Source organism: Salmonella sp. SSDFZ54 (genome assembly GCF_004010735.1).
Classification (GTDB): Bacteria; Pseudomonadota; Gammaproteobacteria; order Enterobacterales; family Enterobacteriaceae; genus Salmonella; species Salmonella enterica.
Genome location: NZ_CP034819.1, coordinates 3,666,250 through 3,682,152 on the forward strand (window position 1 = coordinate 3,666,250; position 15,903 = coordinate 3,682,152).

Consider the following 15,903-nt stretch of genomic DNA (forward strand, 5'->3'; position numbering starts at 1 on the left):
GTATTTATATATTACCCTATTTTTGCAAATCAAATCACAAATAATCACCTTAAATCTTTTAATGACTAATTTTGATTATTACAGTGCGTGTAAGGCAAAATTAGACAAGGTGGTTTATCGGGTAACTTTCAATAGCATCAGCGAAGCAATACGTAACGTCAGTAAAGGGGTCAATCATGACAACGAATAGGCACGCTTATGGAGGGCGTTCAGACGATGTTTGCCAAATTTATAGATGTTATTCAAACGTTTTTAACTGAACCGGCAATATTAATTGGGATATTAGTCGGTGTTGGCTATGCGCTGGATAAAAAGACGCCTATAAAAATTATCACCGGTATGATCAGCGCGATGGTCGGTTTGATGATGGTGTTATTTGGCGGCTTTCAATTTTCAGCCACTTTTAAACCGGTTGCAGAGGCAGTCAGCAAGGCTTATGGCGTGCATGGATACTTAATGGATTCATACGCCATGAAAGCCGCCACGCAAATAGCGCTGGGCGATAATTTCGGCTATGTAGGATACGTTTTTGTACTGGCGTTTTTTACTAACCTGTTATTAGTTTTATTTGGCCGTTATACCGGCGCAAAAGGTATATTTCTTACCGGTAATACCGGGGTCTCTCATTCACAGGCAGTACTGTGGTTAATCGTCTTCTGGCTGGGGTTCGGTTGGGTACAATCCATTGTAATTGCCGGGGTATTGACCGGGGTCTTTTGGGCGTTTTCAACTACGCTTATTGTTAAACCCATCGCCAAAGTGACCAATAACGCCGGTTTTACCATTGCGCATAACCAGATGCTGGGACTGTGGTTTTTCTCGAAATTCGCGCATAAATTCGGCGATCCGGAAAAGCATGACGCCGAAAACCTGAAACTTCCCGGTTGGTTAGCCATTTTTAACCACAACGTGACGGCAATCGCCATTGTGATGACGCTCTTCGTTGGCGGTTTTCTATTGGCGACAGGGATCGATAACGTACAGTTAATGGCGAAAGGCAAACCCTGGTATATCTATATCATCAATCTGGGCCTGCAATTCTCTATGTATATGGTCATCTTGCTGCAGGGCGTGCGGATGATGGTAGGTGAAATTAACGGTTCGTTTAAAGGATGGCAGGATCGCTTTATTCCTAACGCCATACCGGCTGTGGATGTTGCTGCTTTATTACCTTTTTCGCCGAACGCGGCCACGCTGGGATTTGTCTTTTGTACCTTCGGCACGATTTTTTCCATGGGCATTCTGCTGCTCATCCATAGCCCTATTATGGTATTGCCTGGTTTTGTTCCGCTCTTCTTTTCCGGCGGTCCCATCGGCGTATTAGCCAACCGAATGGGGGGATATCGTTCCGTTATTATTTGTACTTTCCTGTTAGGGATTATTCAGACTTTCGGTACGGTATGGGCCATTCCTTTAACCGGGCTGGCAAAAGAAGGTGTGGGCTGGACGGGAATATTTGACTGGGCGACTCTGTGGCCTGCAATTTGTGAATTACTGAAATTTATTGCTTCAACGTTCCATCTTGGTCCTTATTCCATTTAATTGATTCGGTTTATATAAAGGATTTTATTATGAAAGATTCTGTAAATATTTTATTCGTATGCGGTTATGGTGTAGGCAGTAGCGTAATGTTACAGACTGTTGTTAAAAAAGCGTTAGCAAAATATGACTTCTCTTTTGATATGGAGCATACGGCAGCGGGAGAGGTCGGTGGATTTACCGACTGGGCAGATATTTATGCGATTTCGAAAAAATTGCTTGATGTTGTTAGCCTCGATCCTAAACACGGACAATATCTCATTCCCATTGAAAATATCATGGATGGCGAATCAATAGGTAAACAGATTTACGATGTGGTAGAGAAAAATTTTCCGCACCTGCTCAACAAATGAGGGTGAGTCATGAAAGCGATTATTCTGCTGTTTGACAGTCTGAATAAAAACTATTTGCCGCCCTATGGTGATTTGCTAACGAAAGCGCCTAACTTTCAACGCCTGGCGGCACATGCCGCCACCTTTGACAATAGTTATGTCGGCAGTATGCCCTGTATGCCAGCCCGTCGGGAACTGCACACCGGGCGCTATAACTTTCTGCATCGTGAGTGGGGGCCGCTGGAACCCTTTGATGATTCCATGCCGGAATTATTGAAAAAAGCGGGGATCTACACCCATCTTATCAGCGATCATCTGCATTACTGGGAAGACGGCGGCGGTAACTACCATAACCGCTATAGCTCCTGGGACGTAGTACGCGGTCAGGAGGGCGATCACTGGAAGGCAAGTGTTGGCGAGCCGCCCATTCCGGAAGTACTGCGCGTTCCACAAAAACAAACCGGAGGCGGCGTTTCCGGGCTATGGCGTCATGACTGGGCGAACCGCGAATACATCCAGCAGGAAGCCGATTTTCCCCAGACGAAAGTTTTTGACGCCGGGTGCGATTTTATCCATAAAAATCATGCCGAAGATAACTGGTTATTGCAGGTTGAGACGTTTGATCCGCATGAGCCGTTTTATACCACCGAGGAATATTTATCGCTCTATGACGATGAGTGGCAAGGCCCGCATTATGACTGGCCGCGCGGCAAAGTCAGTGAAAGTGAGGAGGCGATAGCGCATATTCGCTGTCGTTATCGGGCCCTGGTTTCCATGTGCGACCGCAATCTGGGACGTATCCTTGATCTGATGGATGAACACGATCTCTGGCGCGATACGATGCTGATTGTCGGTACCGATCACGGCTTCTTGCTGGGGGAGCACGGTTGGTGGGCTAAAAATCAAATGCCCTATTATAACGAGGTGGCGAATAACCCGCTGTTTATCTGGGACCCGCGCAGCGCGGTATGCGGAGCGCGACGGCAGTCGCTGGTGCAGATGATTGACTGGGCACCAACGCTACTGGATTATTTTCAGCAGCCTATTCCCGCAGATATGCAGGGCCAACCGCTGGCGAAAGTCATTGCCAGTGATGAACCCGTCAGGGAAGGCGCGCTGTTTGGCGTGTTTAGCGGACATGTTAATGTTACCGACGGACGCTATGTTTATATGCGGGCCGCGCAGCCGGGGCGTGAGCATGACATTGCGAACTACACGTTAATGCCGATCAAGATGAATGCGCGTTATGATGTGGATGAACTGGGAAAATTATCTCTGGCACCTCCGTTTAACTTTACTAAAGGGCTTCAGGTATTACGTATTCCGGCCAGGGAAAAATATAAAGGTGTGAATAGCTTTGGTCATCTCTTGTTTGATCTCAGAGACGATCCGCAGCAGCAACATCCTATTCATGATGAGGCCATCGAAGCAAGGATGATCAACTTACTTATCCGTTTGATGAAAGAAAATGATGCTCCGGCGGAGCAGTATCGCCGTCTGGGTCTGGATGTTATCTAAAAACGTAACAATGTTGTAAGCCGGGTACGCGTCAGCGTCACCCGGCAAGTATTAGTCCGAATCGCCTGTTGATGCAGGCGTTTGAGACTGATGACAAACTGTAGAATGCTCAATGGCGCTGCGTTTATCAGGCCAGGATAGTTTCCGATGGCGGCCCGTGGGCTGAATAAGGTATTTATACTGCCATTTCGCAACACGGTGGGTTAATCACATACGTTTTACTGCGGGAACCACTGATCGCTGATTTTCTGATAAGTGCCGTCCGCTTTAATGGCGGCCAGCGCATTATTCAGTTTTTCCAGCAACGCCTTATTGTCCGGGCGCACCGCGATGCCAAGTCCGGTACCGAAGTATTGCGGATCGGTCACTTTCTCTGTTGCCGGACCCAGTTGCGGATTCGTTTTCAGCCACTCATTGACCACTGCGGTATCGCCAAAGACGCCGTCAATACGGCCATTTTTCAGGTCGATAATCGCATTCTGGTAGCTGTCGTAGGCCACGGTTTTGACCTCCGGATGTTTATCCTGGAGATATTTTTGATGCGTGGTGCCATTTTCCATACCGATACGCTTACCTTTTAGATCGGTAAAGGTTTTATAGGTGTCTTTTTTGGCAATCACCAGCGCGGAGTTCGCATAATAGGGATTGCTAAAGGCGACCTGTTTACTGCGCTCCGGGGTAATGTCCATTCCGGAAATGACGGCATCATATTTTCTGAATTTCAGCGCCGGGATAAGACTATCGAAAGCATGATTGGTAAAAGTACATTCTGCCTGCATTTGCTTGCATAATGCGGTTGCCAGATCGATATCGAAGCCCACAATTTTATTACTCGCATCCAGGGATTCAAACGGGGGATAGGTGGCGGAAACCCCGAAATTGATTTTTTCAGCGGCGATGCTGCCAGTGGCGAAAGAGGCGAGTAATGCAGCCAGAACTAACTTTTTCATGATGTCACTCCCGTAATCTTATGATTATGCGCCGTGTCTGCGGCATAGATTTACAATGCCATTAATTGAATTTGTATGCAATAAAAATGAGTAAATATTTTATGATGGATAAAAAAAGACGGACAGGTTAACCACTTGTCCGTCGGATTTATTCAATATTATGCATCGTAGACCTGATAAGCGCAGCGCCATCTGACCATTGTCGAACGGCGGCGAGAATGCCTTATCCTGCCTGGTTAATTGCGCCGCTCAAACGCCAGGGCTTTACGCTCAATCAAACGCATCATCAGCGTCAATAGACCGTTGACGACCAGGTAAATTACGCCTGCCGCGCCAAATACCACCACATCGTAGGTACGACCATAGAGCAACTGACTGTACCCCATGACTTCCATCAAGGTGATGGTATAGGCCAGCGAGGTACTTTTGAAGACCAGTACCACCTCATTAGAATAGGAGGAGAGGGCGCGTTTAAACGCATAGGGCAACAAAATCGCCAGCGTATCTTTCTTACTCATCCCCAGCGCGCCGCAGGACTGCCACTGACCTTCCGGAATCGCGCGAATCGCGCCATAAAATAGCTGCGTGGTATAAGCGGCGCTGTTTAGCGACAACGCGATCAGTGCGCACAGCCACGGTTCAGACAGTAGATGCCAGAGTAGCGGATACTCTTGCAGTGTCGGGAATTGACCGGGTCCGTAGTAGATCAGGAAAATTTGCACCAACAACGGCGTACCGGTAAACAACGTGATATAGCCGCGCACCAGCCACACCACGAACGGCGTTTTTAGCGTCAGGATAATGGTAAAAACTAACGCCAGCACCAAAGCGACGGCAATAGAAGCCACGGTCAGCGTCAGGCTGGTGTGTAGCCCTTTTAGCAGTTCAGGTAAGTACTCAAGCATTAGTCCGGCCTCCGCTCAAAACGTGTCGCGCGCAGGTCTATGCGTTTGAGAATGTACTGACTGATCAGCGTAATGACCAGGTAAATAGCCGCCGCAATAATGTACCAGTTAAACGGTTCCTGGGTGCGTGTGGCAATACTTTTGGTCTGCAACATCAGATCGTTAACGCTGATAAGGCTGACCAGAGCCGTATCTTTTAGCAACACCAGCCACTGATTACCCAGCCCTGGCAGGGCGTGACGCCACATCTGCGGCATCACCAGACGGAAAAAAATCGCCGTCTTTGATAATCCCAGTGCCTGACCCGACTCCCACTGACCCGACGGAACGGCTTTCAGCGCGCCGCGTAGCGTCTGCGACGCATAGGCCGCATACAGCAGGGACAACGCAATCACGCCGCACAGGAACGGACTGACGTCAAAGTTCTCAATCTCCATTTGCACCGGGATCTGCGTAAAGCCGAGATGGAGGGTAAACCCGTCAGACAGCGTAAGCAGGAGTTGCGAGGAGCCGAAATAGATAAACAGCACCACCAGAATTTCCGGCAGGCCGCGCAAAATAGTGACCAGCGCGGAGCCTATCCAGGCAATCGGGCGCCATTTTACGGACTCCCAGACGGCAAAGAACATGGCTAACGCGAGGCCAATGATCAGCGCGCAGACGGCAAGGCCGACGGTCATCCCGGCGGCGCTTGCTAAAGGAAAAAATTCGTTCATCAAAGATTACTTCTGGAACCATTTGTTATAGATGGTCTCGTAAGTCCCATCTTTCTTCACTTTTTCCAGCGCAGTATTGAATTTCTGCTGCAGCTCGGTGTTGCCCTGACGTACCGCGATACCCAGGCCGGTGCCGAAATAATCTTTATCGGTGACTTTATCGCCGACCGGCGCCAGCTTAGGATTGGCTTTCAGCCATTCGGTCACGACCGCCGTGTCGCCGAAAACAGCGTCGATACGGCCATTTTGTAGATCCAGCTTCGCGTTCTGATAGCTGTCATACGGTACGGTGGTGATTTCCGGATGCTTATCCATGATGAATTTCTGGTGCGTCGTACCGTTCTGTACGCCGACTTTCTTGCCTTTCAGTTGATCGACGCTGGTGTATTTGCCCTGCTGACCCACGAACAGCGCGGAATTGTCGTAATATGGCGTGGTAAACAGCACCTGCTTTTCACGTTCCGGCGTGATATCCATTCCCGCCATTACAGCGTCGAAGCGGCGGAATTTCAGGCTGGGGATCAGGCTGTCGAACGCCTGATTGGTAAAGGTACAGGAGGCGTCGATCTCTTTACATAGCGCGTTGGCCAGGTCGACGTCAAAGCCGACAATCTTGTTATTAGCATCCATCGATTCGAACGGCGGATAGGACGCTTCGGTCGCAAAACGAATGGTCTGGGCTGCTGTAGCGGAAAGGCTAAAGCCTGCAATTAGCGCGGCAATCAGAACTTTTTTCATTGTCATTGTCCCGAATCTTAGTGAGAGAGATAGTTTTTGAACGCTTCGGTCTGAGGGTGGGCAAAGCAACCCGCATCACCGTGCTCGACGATGTGACCATTTTCCATATAAATCACACGACTGGCGGTCTTACGCGCCACTTCGACTTCATGCGTAACGATCACCTGAGTAATGTTCGTTTCCGCCAGCTCATGAATAATGCTGACGATTTGAGCGGTAATTTCCGGGTCCAGCGCGGCGGTCGGTTCATCAAACAGCAGCACCTGCGGCTCCATCATCAGCGCGCGGGCAATCGCGACGCGCTGCTGCTGACCGCCGGAAAGGTGCAACGGATAACGATCGCTATATGGCTTCAGACGTAAACGCTCCAGCAGCTTTTCTGCGCGCGCCAGCGCCTGATCTTTTGTCAGACCCAGTACGCGGCAGGGCGCTTCAATCAGATTCTGCACAACGGTGAGATGCGGCCAAAGATTATATTGCTGAAAGACCATTCCGACATTTTGACGTAGCTCACGAATCGCCTTATCGGACGGCGTTTTCGTAAAGTCAAAATGGTTCCCGGCGATAGTCAGAGTGCCGGAGCGCGGCATCTCAAGCAGATTGAGTACACGCAGCAGCGAACTTTTACCCGCCCCGCTTGGGCCAAGCAACACCAGCGTTTCGCCTTCGGGGCAATCCAGCGTGATATCGAACAGCGCCTGATGCGCGCCGTAAAAGCAATTAATGCCGTTTAATTGAATACTCATTGACACTCGTATACAGGCAGTCTGATAGCTATTGAAGCCGCAGATAGTACCTTTGGCAGAATAGTTATGCAATATTTATGCGTTAAAAGTTAAATATATCCCACATTCTTCCCTAAACATAGCACAAAATAGCAGGAGGAATAGTAGGTAAGAAGAATTGTCGGCATCCCGGGCAGAATGCCAGACAATTTACGGGGTTATGGGTGCAAAAGCGGGGAATACTGTCTGTTAACGGTTTTCTATCGACTGGCGCAGCGTACCGGCAGGGGCATGGACATCTCCGCCCAGATAGCGAACGTCGTCAATCACCCAGCATGAGCCTTCGTGAATCATAAGCACTTCATCCTGCCAGCTTTGATCGCCCTGTTTTAACGCCACCCGCAGAGGAATGTTGCGCGCATCTCGGTTCGGAATGGTTGATGCGCTGGCGACGCTGGCGCTATCCGGCAGCGTAGCGCGGCTGGAGAACAGATCGCCGCTCATCAACTGGCGGTGCTCCGTATCGCGGCTGGCGTCGGTCAACAATTTCGCCAGGTTATCACTCAAGTAGGGGCGAAGCGCGGCGATATCATTGCTGTGGTGTTGAATACGGTAGTCGTAAAATTGTTGAGCCACGCTGTCCGGGCCGCCTTCCACACACGCGCCGATACGCGGGCCATTATCTTTGTAGGCGGGAGTGACGGTCGTACAGGCGCTAAGCAGAAGCGCGCACGGGATGAGCAAAGAGAGTTTAGAATAGCGCATGATGATTTCCTTATAGGCGATCGAGCAAAAACCGATCTACGATAATCAATTATATCCTTTCAATGATAGCGTATCAGCTTGATAATGCGTTTGAGATCGTGTGCTTAGCTAACCCGGGAGATTCACTATGCAGTTTTCAACAACCCCAACGCTGGAAGGACAAAGCATCGTGGAGTATTGCGGTGTGGTGACGGGCGAAGCCATTTTAGGCGCCAATATTTTCCGCGATTTTTTCGCTGGCATTCGGGATATCGTCGGCGGACGTTCCGGCGCGTATGAGAAAGAGCTGCGTAAAGCGCGTGAAATCGCTTTTCAGGAACTTGGCGAGCAGGCTAAAGCGTTGGGCGCCGATGCGGTGGTAGGCATCGATATTGATTACGAAACTGTCGGTAAGGATGGCAGTATGCTGATGGTCAGCGTCAGCGGAACGGCGGTGAAAACGCGCCGATGAGAGCGCTACTGTGGCTGGTGGGTCTCGCGTTGCTGTTAACAGGCTGCGCGAGCGAAAAAGGAATTATCGATAAAGAGGGATATCAGCTTGATACCCGACATCGGGCGCTGGCGGCCTATCCGCGCATTAAAGTCCTGGTGATTCACTATACGGCGGAAAACTTTGACGTTTCGCTGGCGACGTTAACGGGCCGCAACGTCAGTTCGCATTACCTGATTCCCGCAACCCCGCCATTATATGGCGGTAAACCGCGCATCTGGCAACTGGTGCCGGAACAGGATCAGGCCTGGCATGCGGGCGTCAGTTTCTGGCGAGGCGCCACGCGTCTCAATGATACGTCTATTGGCATTGAGCTGGAAAATCGCGGCTGGCGAATGTCCGGCGGAGTGAAATCTTTCGCGCCGTTTGAATCCGCGCAAATTCAGGCATTGATTCCGTTAGCGAAGGACATTATCGCGCGCTATGACATCAAACCGCAGAATGTGGTGGCCCATGCGGATATCGCGCCGCAGCGTAAAGACGATCCCGGCCCGCGCTTCCCGTGGCGCGAGCTGGCGGCGCAGGGGATTGGCGCCTGGCCTGACGCCCAGCGTGTGGCGTTTTATCTGGCTGGACGCGCGCCGTATACGCCAGTCGATACCGCAACGGTGCTTGCGTTACTCTCGCGCTATGGCTATGAAGTCAAAGCCGATATGACGGCGCGCGAGCAGCAGCGGGTGATTATGGCGTTCCAGATGCACTTCCGTCCGGCGCAATGGAGCGGTATCGCAGATGCCGAAACGCAGGCGATTGCCGAAGCATTACTGGAGAAGTACGGCCAGGATTAACGCGGTAAATTTCCGTGATCGCGCAGCCAGGCGGCGGTGCGCTCAATGCCTTCGTCCAGCGTGACGATGGGCTGGTAGCCCAACTCGTCCTGCGCGCGAGTCGTATCGAGCGTAAAATCAAAATTCAGTTTTGACACGCCGTAATGCGTTAGCGGGGGCTCTTTGGCGGATTTTTTGCCGAAGCGCTCCATACTGCGGGCGATCATATCCAGCATCGGGTAAGGCACAGAGCGAATGCGGCAGTCGATAGACAGTTCATCAATTAACTTTTGTACGATGCTGCGTAAGGTGCGGTTTTCGCCGTTAGTGATGTTATAAGCGCGGCCAGAAGGCAGATGATCGCAGCCCGGCTGGCTGGCCAGCCACATGGCGTGGATCGCATTTTCATAGTAGGTCATATCGACCAGCGCGCTGCCCCCGTGCGGTAATAAGACGCTACCGTAATGGTGCATCATATGCGCCAGACGTGGGATAAATACTTTATCGTGCGGGCCAAACAGGCTTTGCGGACGCAACACCGTAAAACGTGTTTGCGGATTAGCCTGCGCCAGCAGATTAATCACCTCTTCACCGGCGGCTTTACTGCGGGCGAACTCATTGGCAAACCGATGCGGACGAAAATCTTCTTTGATATCACGGTGATGGTGGTAATCAAAATAGAGTGAGGGAGAGGATATATGAATAAAATTGCGCACACCCCAGGCTACCGCCCATTCTCCCAGACGGCGGGTGGCGCGAACATTCGCCAGATCGAAAGCTTGTTGGGTTCCCCAGGGCGAGGTAAAGCTGGAGCAGTGCCACAACGTGTCGATCCCGGCGAGCATCACTTTGGCCTGCGAGGAGACCAGTTCGGTTAAATCCGCATGGACGAATTCCGCGCCCATTTTTTCAAGCAGCTTGCCCATCGCTTCATTGCGACCCGTCGCTCTGACGCTGATGCCTTTATTGCGCAAAAATTCAACCGCGTTTCGACCTAAGCCGCTGGTGGCGCCGGTAACCAGTACCTTCATATCAATCCACTGTGTTTAATAAACCGTCGTGCGCATTCTTCCGTGAATTACGTCGGTATGCAATGGGAAACACGAAAGAATACAGCAACTTTTTCTCATTTTTCTGTGATTTGTTCTGCAAGTCGGGCAATACGCCTTGCCATTCCCCGGAAAATAAACAGGTGCGCCGGGATCATCAGTAGCCAGTAAATCAGGCCCGGCATTCCGTGTGGATGCCACCAGGCGCGCACGTCAATTTCGCGGTAGCGGCCTTTATCGTGCAGCGTGAAGCTAAGCCGCCCCAGGCCCGGCGCTTTCATGCCAAACAAGAGTGTGAGCTGTTTTTCTGGTTCGACAATGATCACTTTCCAGCTATCTACCGTATCGCCAGGCTTGAGCAAAGTATGCGACGGGCGGCCTTTCGCCAGTTTATGCCCCACCAGACGGTCCATCGCGGCGCGCGTCTGCCACAAAATATTGCCGAAAAAATAGCCCTCTTTGCCACCCAGCCGATTTACGACCTGCCATAGCGCCGATAGGCTGGCCGGGGTCTGCGCGGTAAAGCCCGCCTGCTTTGGAAAATAGCCGTATTCGGGACGCCAGCGGGCGAAGGCCAGCGCGTCGTAGCCCCAGTCGCTGGAGTTCACCAGTTTTTCTTCTTCTTTCAGCGTGCGGCGAACGGCGTCGTCAAAGGTGATAAGCGTTTGGGGGATCAACTTTTTTAACGCGGCGTCATCGGCCAGCAAATCGTGCCTTAACCCCTGGATTAAGGCTTTTGCGGTAGTCGGCGGCACGGAGGTAATAACGTTTAAAAACCAGACCGAAATCCAGCGGGTCGGAAAAGGCACCGGGATCAGCGGACGCCGTTTACCGCTGACGGCCATAAAACGTTCAAACTGCTGCTGATAGCTTAATACCTGCGGCCCGGCGGCTTCCAGAATACGATGCTCGTGCGCAGGGTGGTCCAGCAAGCCGACCAGGTAGTAGAGTAAATTTTCCAGAGCGATGGGCGTGGTGCGCGAACGCACCCAGCGCGGCGGCGTGAGTATTGGCAGGTTGTAAACCATGTCACGCATGACTTCGAAGGCGGCGGAGCCTGCGCCGACGATGATCCCGGCGCGTAATTCCGTCACCGGCACGCCTGCGTCGCGCAGCGTGTCAGCCGTAAGCTGGCGGGCGCGCAGGTGATCGGATTGCTCATGCGTCGGCGCCTGCAATGAACTGAGGAAAATAAGTTGTTTAACCGGCGTCTGGCGCAGCGCGTCTCGCACGTTGAGCGCCGCCTGACGCTCATGGGCGATAAAATCGCCGCCTTCGCCCATACCGTGTACCAGATAGTAAACGGTATCAATGTCGCGAAGCAGCGCGGGTAAATTTTCCGGCCAGTGCAGATCGACCTTATGACAACTGACGTTGGCGAGGCGCTGTTTTTCCAGACGTTCCACGCGCCGCGCCGCCGCCCGCACCTGATGCCCTTGCTGACTTAGCGCAAAGACCAGGTGCTGGCCGATATAGCCGCTGGCGCCGAGAACCAGAATGCGTTGCGCCACGTTGCTCTCCTTAGCGGGCTAAAAAGGCGCGCCAGTGGGCGACGACATCGGCAAGCTGTTCGCGAGAGACATCCAGATGCGTCACCAGACGCACAATCGGCGCGGCGTTAATCAGGATATTCCGTTCCCGCAAATAGTCGCCAAGCGCGGCGGCCTGTGCTTCGCCAACGCGAACAAACAGCATATTCGTTTCGTGGCGCATGACATCCGCGCCCGCTTCGCGAAGCTGCTGCGCCAGCCAGGCGGCGTTATCATGGTCCTCTTGCAGACGCGCCACGTTATGCTTCAGCGCATACAGTCCGGCCGCTGCCAGAATCCCGGCCTGACGCATTCCGCCGCCGACCATTTTACGCCAGCGCGTCGCGCGTTTAATGTAATCGCGGTTGCCGACCAGCAGCGAACCGACCGGCGTTCCGAGACCTTTTGACAGGCAGATGGTAAAAGAGTCGCAATACTGCGTAATTTCTTTTAACTCACAGCCGTAGGCAACCACCGCGTTAAAAATTCTGGCGCCGTCAACGTGCAGCGCCAGCCCACGTTCGCGGGTAAATGTCCAGGCGTCTTTCAGATACGCGCGCGGCAGCACTTTCCCGTTATGCGTATTTTCCAGACTGAGCAAGCGCGTGCGCGCGAAGTGGATGTCATCCGCTTTAATCTTCGCCGCCACGTTCTCCAGCGGCAGCGTACCGTCCGCGGCGGCGTCGATGGGCTGCGGCTGAATGCTGCCGAGCACCGCCGCGCCGCCAGCTTCATAGAGATAATTATGCGCGCCCTGACCGACGATATACTCTTCGCCGCGTTCACAATGGCTAAGCAGCGCGACCAGATTGGCCTGGGTGCCGGTGGGTAAAAAAAGCGCCGCTTCTTTACCGGAAAGGTCGGCGGCGTAGCGCTGAAGGGCGTTAACAGTAGGGTCATCGCCGTATACGTCGTCCCCGACCGGGGCGGTCATCATCGCCTCGAGCATGGCGCGGCCCGGTCGGGTAACGGTATCACTGCGTAAATCAATCATGGCACATCCCTGGATTTTAAAAGGTGATGTGCACTGTTTTACCTTAGCCAGTTCGTTTTCGCCAGTTCGATCACTTCATCGCCGCGGCCGCTAATAATGGCGCGCAGCATGTACAGGCTAAAGCCTTTCGCTTGTTCCAGTTTGATCTGCGGCGGGATCGCCAGCTCTTCTTTTGCCACGACCACGTCAACCAGTACCGGGCCATCGATGGAAAACGCGCGCTGTAGCGCTCCGTCCACGTCTGCGGCTTTTTCCACGCGAATACCGGTAATGCCGCAGGCTTCGGCGATACGCGCGAAATTGGTGTCGTGCAGTTCGGTACCGTCGGTAAGGTAGCCGCCGGCTTTCATTTCCATCGCCACAAAGCCCAGCACGCTGTTATTAAAGACGACGATTTTTATCGGCAGCTTCATCTGTACCACCGAGAGAAAATCGCCCATCAGCATACTGAAGCCGCCATCACCGCACATCGCGATAACCTGCCGACCCGGCGCGGTGGCCTGAGCGCCGAGCGCCTGCGGCATGGCGTTGGCCATTGACCCGTGGTTAAACGAGCCCAGCAGGCGGCGCTTGCCGTTCATTTTTAGATAGCGGGCCGCCCAGACGGTCGGCGTGCCGACATCGCAGGTAAAAATAGCGTCGTCAGCGGCGAAATGGCTAATTTGTTGCGCCAGATATTGTGGGTGGATGGCTTTATCGCTGAGTTTGGCTAAGTCATCAAGCCCTTTACGGGCGTCCCGATAGTGCTCCAGAGCTTTATCGAGGAATTTACGATTGCTTTTTTCTTCCACCAGCGGCAGCAGGGCGCGAAGCGTGGCTTTAATATCGCCCACCAGCGCCATGTCGACTTTGCTGTGCGCGCCAATACTGCCCGGGTTGATGTCAATCTGAATGATTTTGGCATCGCTCGGATAAAAGGCGCGGTAGGGGAACTGGGTGCCGAGCAGGATCAGCGTATCGGCGTTCATCATGGTGTGGAAGCCAGAAGAGAAGCCAATCAGGCCGGTCATTCCCACATCATAAGGGTTATCGTACTCAACGTGCTCTTTGCCGCGCAGGGCATGAACGATTGGCGCTTTTAGTTTTGCCGCCAACGCGACCAACTCCTCATGCGCGCCCGCGCAGCCGCTACCGCACATCAATGCGATATTGCTGGAGTAGCGCAGCAGTTGCGCCAGTTTTTTCAGCTCTTCCTCCGCCGGCGTGACGACGGGGTGCGGGGCATGGTACCAATGAGTGACGGCGTTTTCAGGCGCAGGTTTCAGCGCTACGTCACCAGGAAGTACGACCACGGAGACGCCGCGGTTTAGCACCGCTTTGCGCATGGCGATGGCGAGTACCTGCGGGATCTGCTCCGGGCTGGAAACCAACTCGCAATAGTGGCTGCATTCACGGAACAACTCCTGCGGGTGGGTCTCCTGGAAATAACCGCTACCGATTTCACTGGACGGAATATGGGCGGCGATCGCCAGAACAGGGACGTGGTTACGGTGGCAATCAAACAGGCCATTGATCAGGTGCAGGTTGCCCGGTCCACATGAACCGGCGCACACTGCCAGCTCGCCGGTAAGCTGCGCTTGTGCGCCAGCGGCGAAAGCGGCGACCTCTTCGTGGCGGGTTGGCATCCATTCAATGGTTCCCATACGATTAAGACTATCGCTCAGGCCGTTCAGGGAGTCGCCAGTGACGCCCCAGATTCGTTTTACGCCAGCCTGTTCCAGCGTTTTGGCGATGAAAGCAGCAACGGTTTGTTTCATGGTTCTCCATCTCCTTAAATGTGATAACGGTTACAAGTTTAGTTGAAGATGACGATGACGTTTTTCTTTGGCGGAGAGAGGGGCGAAAGGATGAAGCGAGTGGTAAATCGCCCGGTGGCGCTAACGCTTACCGGGCCTACGATGGAACGTTTACCGATTATGCGAGAACAAGATCGCCCTGCGGATGGCAGGAGCAGGCCAGTACGTAACCTTCGGCAATCTCCGCCTCGCTCAGCGTCATGGTGCTGCTCACCGTATAGTCGCCGGAAACGACTTTGGTTTTACAGCAGCCGCAAACACCTGCCCGACAGGCAGCGGCAACCGGTACTTTATTACTCTCCAGCGCCTCCAACAGCGTTGTACCGATCGGGGCATAAAATTCCTGCGCTGGCTGTAGTTTGGTGAATTTCAGGCCGCTGGTTGCCGTTTCCGCCACCGGCGTGAAGAACTTCTCTTTAAAGAAGCGCGTTACGCCAAGCGCTTTCACTCCCTGTTCGACGAAATCCATATAGGGCGCCGGGCCGCAGGTCATGATGGTGCGCGATGCCAAATCCGGTACGCGCTGTAACAATTCCGTGGTCAGACGGCCCGCGACAAAACCTTCCGTGGCATGATTTTCCGCCACTAGCGTGACCGGATACTGTCGCCACTCGTCGGCAAAAATCACATCATCCGGCGAACGGACGTTAAAGATGACCTGCACATCGGCCTGCGGGCGGTATTTCGCCAGCCAGCGACGCATCGACATGATTGGCGTTACGCCACAACCGGCGGCGAGCAGCAGAAACTTATCTTCTGTTTTATCGTCACAGGTAAAATCGCCCATTGCATCAGACAGCCAGATGTAATCGCCGCGCTTGATGTCATGGGTCAACCACTGTGAACCCGTGCCATCTTCAATCCGACGAACGGTCAGCGTGATATATTCACTGACGCCCGGCGTAGACGAAAGGGTGTAGGCGCGCAGCGTTTCCGCTGAATTACGCACGCTCACCAGCGCATACTGCCCGGCGCGATAAGGGTAGTAGTCATGGCATAATAGCGCAATTGTCCATACATCCGGCGTCTCCTGACGGATGTGATGCACCTGCATTCGCCAGGGACACTGTGAGGTTGGCATCGTCATCAT

At 53.0% G+C, this 15,903-nt stretch carries 16 protein-coding genes; 5 read left to right on the plus strand and 11 right to left on the minus strand.

The window, feature by feature from the left end:
• Positions 1-198: 198 nt before the first annotated feature.
• Genes EOS97_RS18060 through EOS97_RS18070 form a run of 3 tightly spaced genes read left to right on the plus strand, consistent with a single transcriptional unit; the run spans position 199 to position 3,389 of the window.
• Positions 199-1,542 (plus strand): PTS sugar transporter subunit IIC, encoded by a 1,344-nt coding sequence (locus tag EOS97_RS18060; protein WP_000399323.1) that lies wholly within the window; start codon positions 199-201, stop codon positions 1,540-1,542.
• A 29-nt stretch (positions 1,543-1,571) separates the two neighbouring features.
• Entirely contained in the window at positions 1,572-1,892 is a 321-nt protein-coding gene (locus tag EOS97_RS18065) for a PTS sugar transporter subunit IIB (protein WP_000655399.1), read from the plus strand.
• Between the two features lie 9 nt (positions 1,893-1,901).
• Entirely contained in the window at positions 1,902-3,389 is a 1,488-nt protein-coding gene (locus tag EOS97_RS18070; protein WP_000644019.1) for a sulfatase, read from the plus strand.
• A 218-nt stretch (positions 3,390-3,607) separates the two neighbouring features.
• Here EOS97_RS18070 and artJ read toward each other — a convergent pair whose 3' ends face one another.
• From artJ to EOS97_RS18100, 6 genes are all read right to left on the minus strand, one after another.
• Entirely contained in the window at positions 3,608-4,339 is a 732-nt protein-coding gene (gene artJ / locus EOS97_RS18075) for an arginine ABC transporter substrate-binding protein ArtJ (protein ID WP_000737538.1), read from the minus strand.
• Positions 4,340-4,575: 236 nt separating this feature from the next.
• Positions 4,576-5,244, minus strand: coding sequence for an arginine ABC transporter permease ArtM (artM, locus tag EOS97_RS18080; RefSeq protein ID WP_000895396.1), 669 nt, complete (start codon positions 5,242-5,244; stop codon positions 4,576-4,578).
• Positions 5,244-5,960: an arginine ABC transporter permease ArtQ gene (gene artQ / locus EOS97_RS18085; protein WP_001001677.1), complete on the minus strand. Its 717-nt coding sequence runs from the start codon at positions 5,958-5,960 to the stop codon at positions 5,244-5,246. The genes artM and artQ overlap by 1 nt, the downstream gene beginning before the upstream one ends.
• Before the next feature lie 6 nt (positions 5,961-5,966).
• On the minus strand, positions 5,967-6,698 hold the full coding sequence (gene artI, locus EOS97_RS18090; protein WP_000756586.1) for an arginine ABC transporter substrate-binding protein ArtI: 732 nt from the start codon (positions 6,696-6,698) through the stop codon (positions 5,967-5,969).
• Between the two features lie 17 nt (positions 6,699-6,715).
• Positions 6,716-7,444, minus strand: coding sequence for an arginine ABC transporter ATP-binding protein ArtP (gene artP, locus EOS97_RS18095; protein ID WP_000027186.1), 729 nt, complete (start codon positions 7,442-7,444; stop codon positions 6,716-6,718).
• Positions 7,445-7,672: 228 nt separating this feature from the next.
• Entirely contained in the window at positions 7,673-8,188 is a 516-nt protein-coding gene (locus EOS97_RS18100) for a lipoprotein (protein WP_001270726.1), read from the minus strand.
• A gap of 127 nt (positions 8,189-8,315) precedes the next feature.
• Between EOS97_RS18100 and EOS97_RS18105 the strand changes: the two genes are divergently transcribed.
• Both EOS97_RS18105 and EOS97_RS18110 read left to right on the plus strand, forming a co-directional pair.
• On the plus strand, positions 8,316-8,639 hold the full coding sequence (locus EOS97_RS18105) for a heavy metal-binding domain-containing protein (RefSeq protein ID WP_001160725.1): 324 nt from the start codon (positions 8,316-8,318) through the stop codon (positions 8,637-8,639).
• Positions 8,636-9,466: an N-acetylmuramoyl-L-alanine amidase gene (locus EOS97_RS18110; protein ID WP_001202286.1), complete on the plus strand. Its 831-nt coding sequence runs from the start codon at positions 8,636-8,638 to the stop codon at positions 9,464-9,466. The genes EOS97_RS18105 and EOS97_RS18110 overlap by 4 nt, the downstream gene beginning before the upstream one ends.
• On the opposite strand, the gene EOS97_RS18115 is transcribed toward EOS97_RS18110, so the two are convergent.
• From EOS97_RS18115 to hcr, 5 genes are all read right to left on the minus strand, one after another.
• The gene (locus tag EOS97_RS18115; protein WP_000866903.1) at positions 9,463-10,476 is read right to left on the minus strand and encodes an NAD(P)-dependent oxidoreductase; all 1,014 of its coding nucleotides are present in this window, start codon (positions 10,474-10,476) and stop codon (positions 9,463-9,465) included. The genes EOS97_RS18110 and EOS97_RS18115 overlap by 4 nt on opposite strands.
• Positions 10,477-10,571: 95 nt before the next feature.
• The gene (locus EOS97_RS18120) at positions 10,572-12,005 is read right to left on the minus strand and encodes an SDR family oxidoreductase (RefSeq protein WP_000079013.1); all 1,434 of its coding nucleotides are present in this window, start codon (positions 12,003-12,005) and stop codon (positions 10,572-10,574) included.
• Positions 12,006-12,015: 10 nt separating this feature from the next.
• Positions 12,016-13,017 (minus strand): low-specificity L-threonine aldolase, encoded by a 1,002-nt coding sequence (gene ltaE / locus EOS97_RS18125; RefSeq protein WP_000566342.1) that lies wholly within the window; start codon positions 13,015-13,017, stop codon positions 12,016-12,018.
• Between the two features lie 38 nt (positions 13,018-13,055).
• Positions 13,056-14,774: a ubiquinone-dependent pyruvate dehydrogenase gene (poxB, locus tag EOS97_RS18130; protein ID WP_000815324.1), complete on the minus strand. Its 1,719-nt coding sequence runs from the start codon at positions 14,772-14,774 to the stop codon at positions 13,056-13,058.
• 157 nt (positions 14,775-14,931) lie between these two features.
• Entirely contained in the window at positions 14,932-15,900 is a 969-nt protein-coding gene (gene hcr / locus EOS97_RS18135) for an NADH oxidoreductase (protein WP_000178698.1), read from the minus strand.
• Positions 15,901-15,903: the final 3 nt, after the last annotated feature.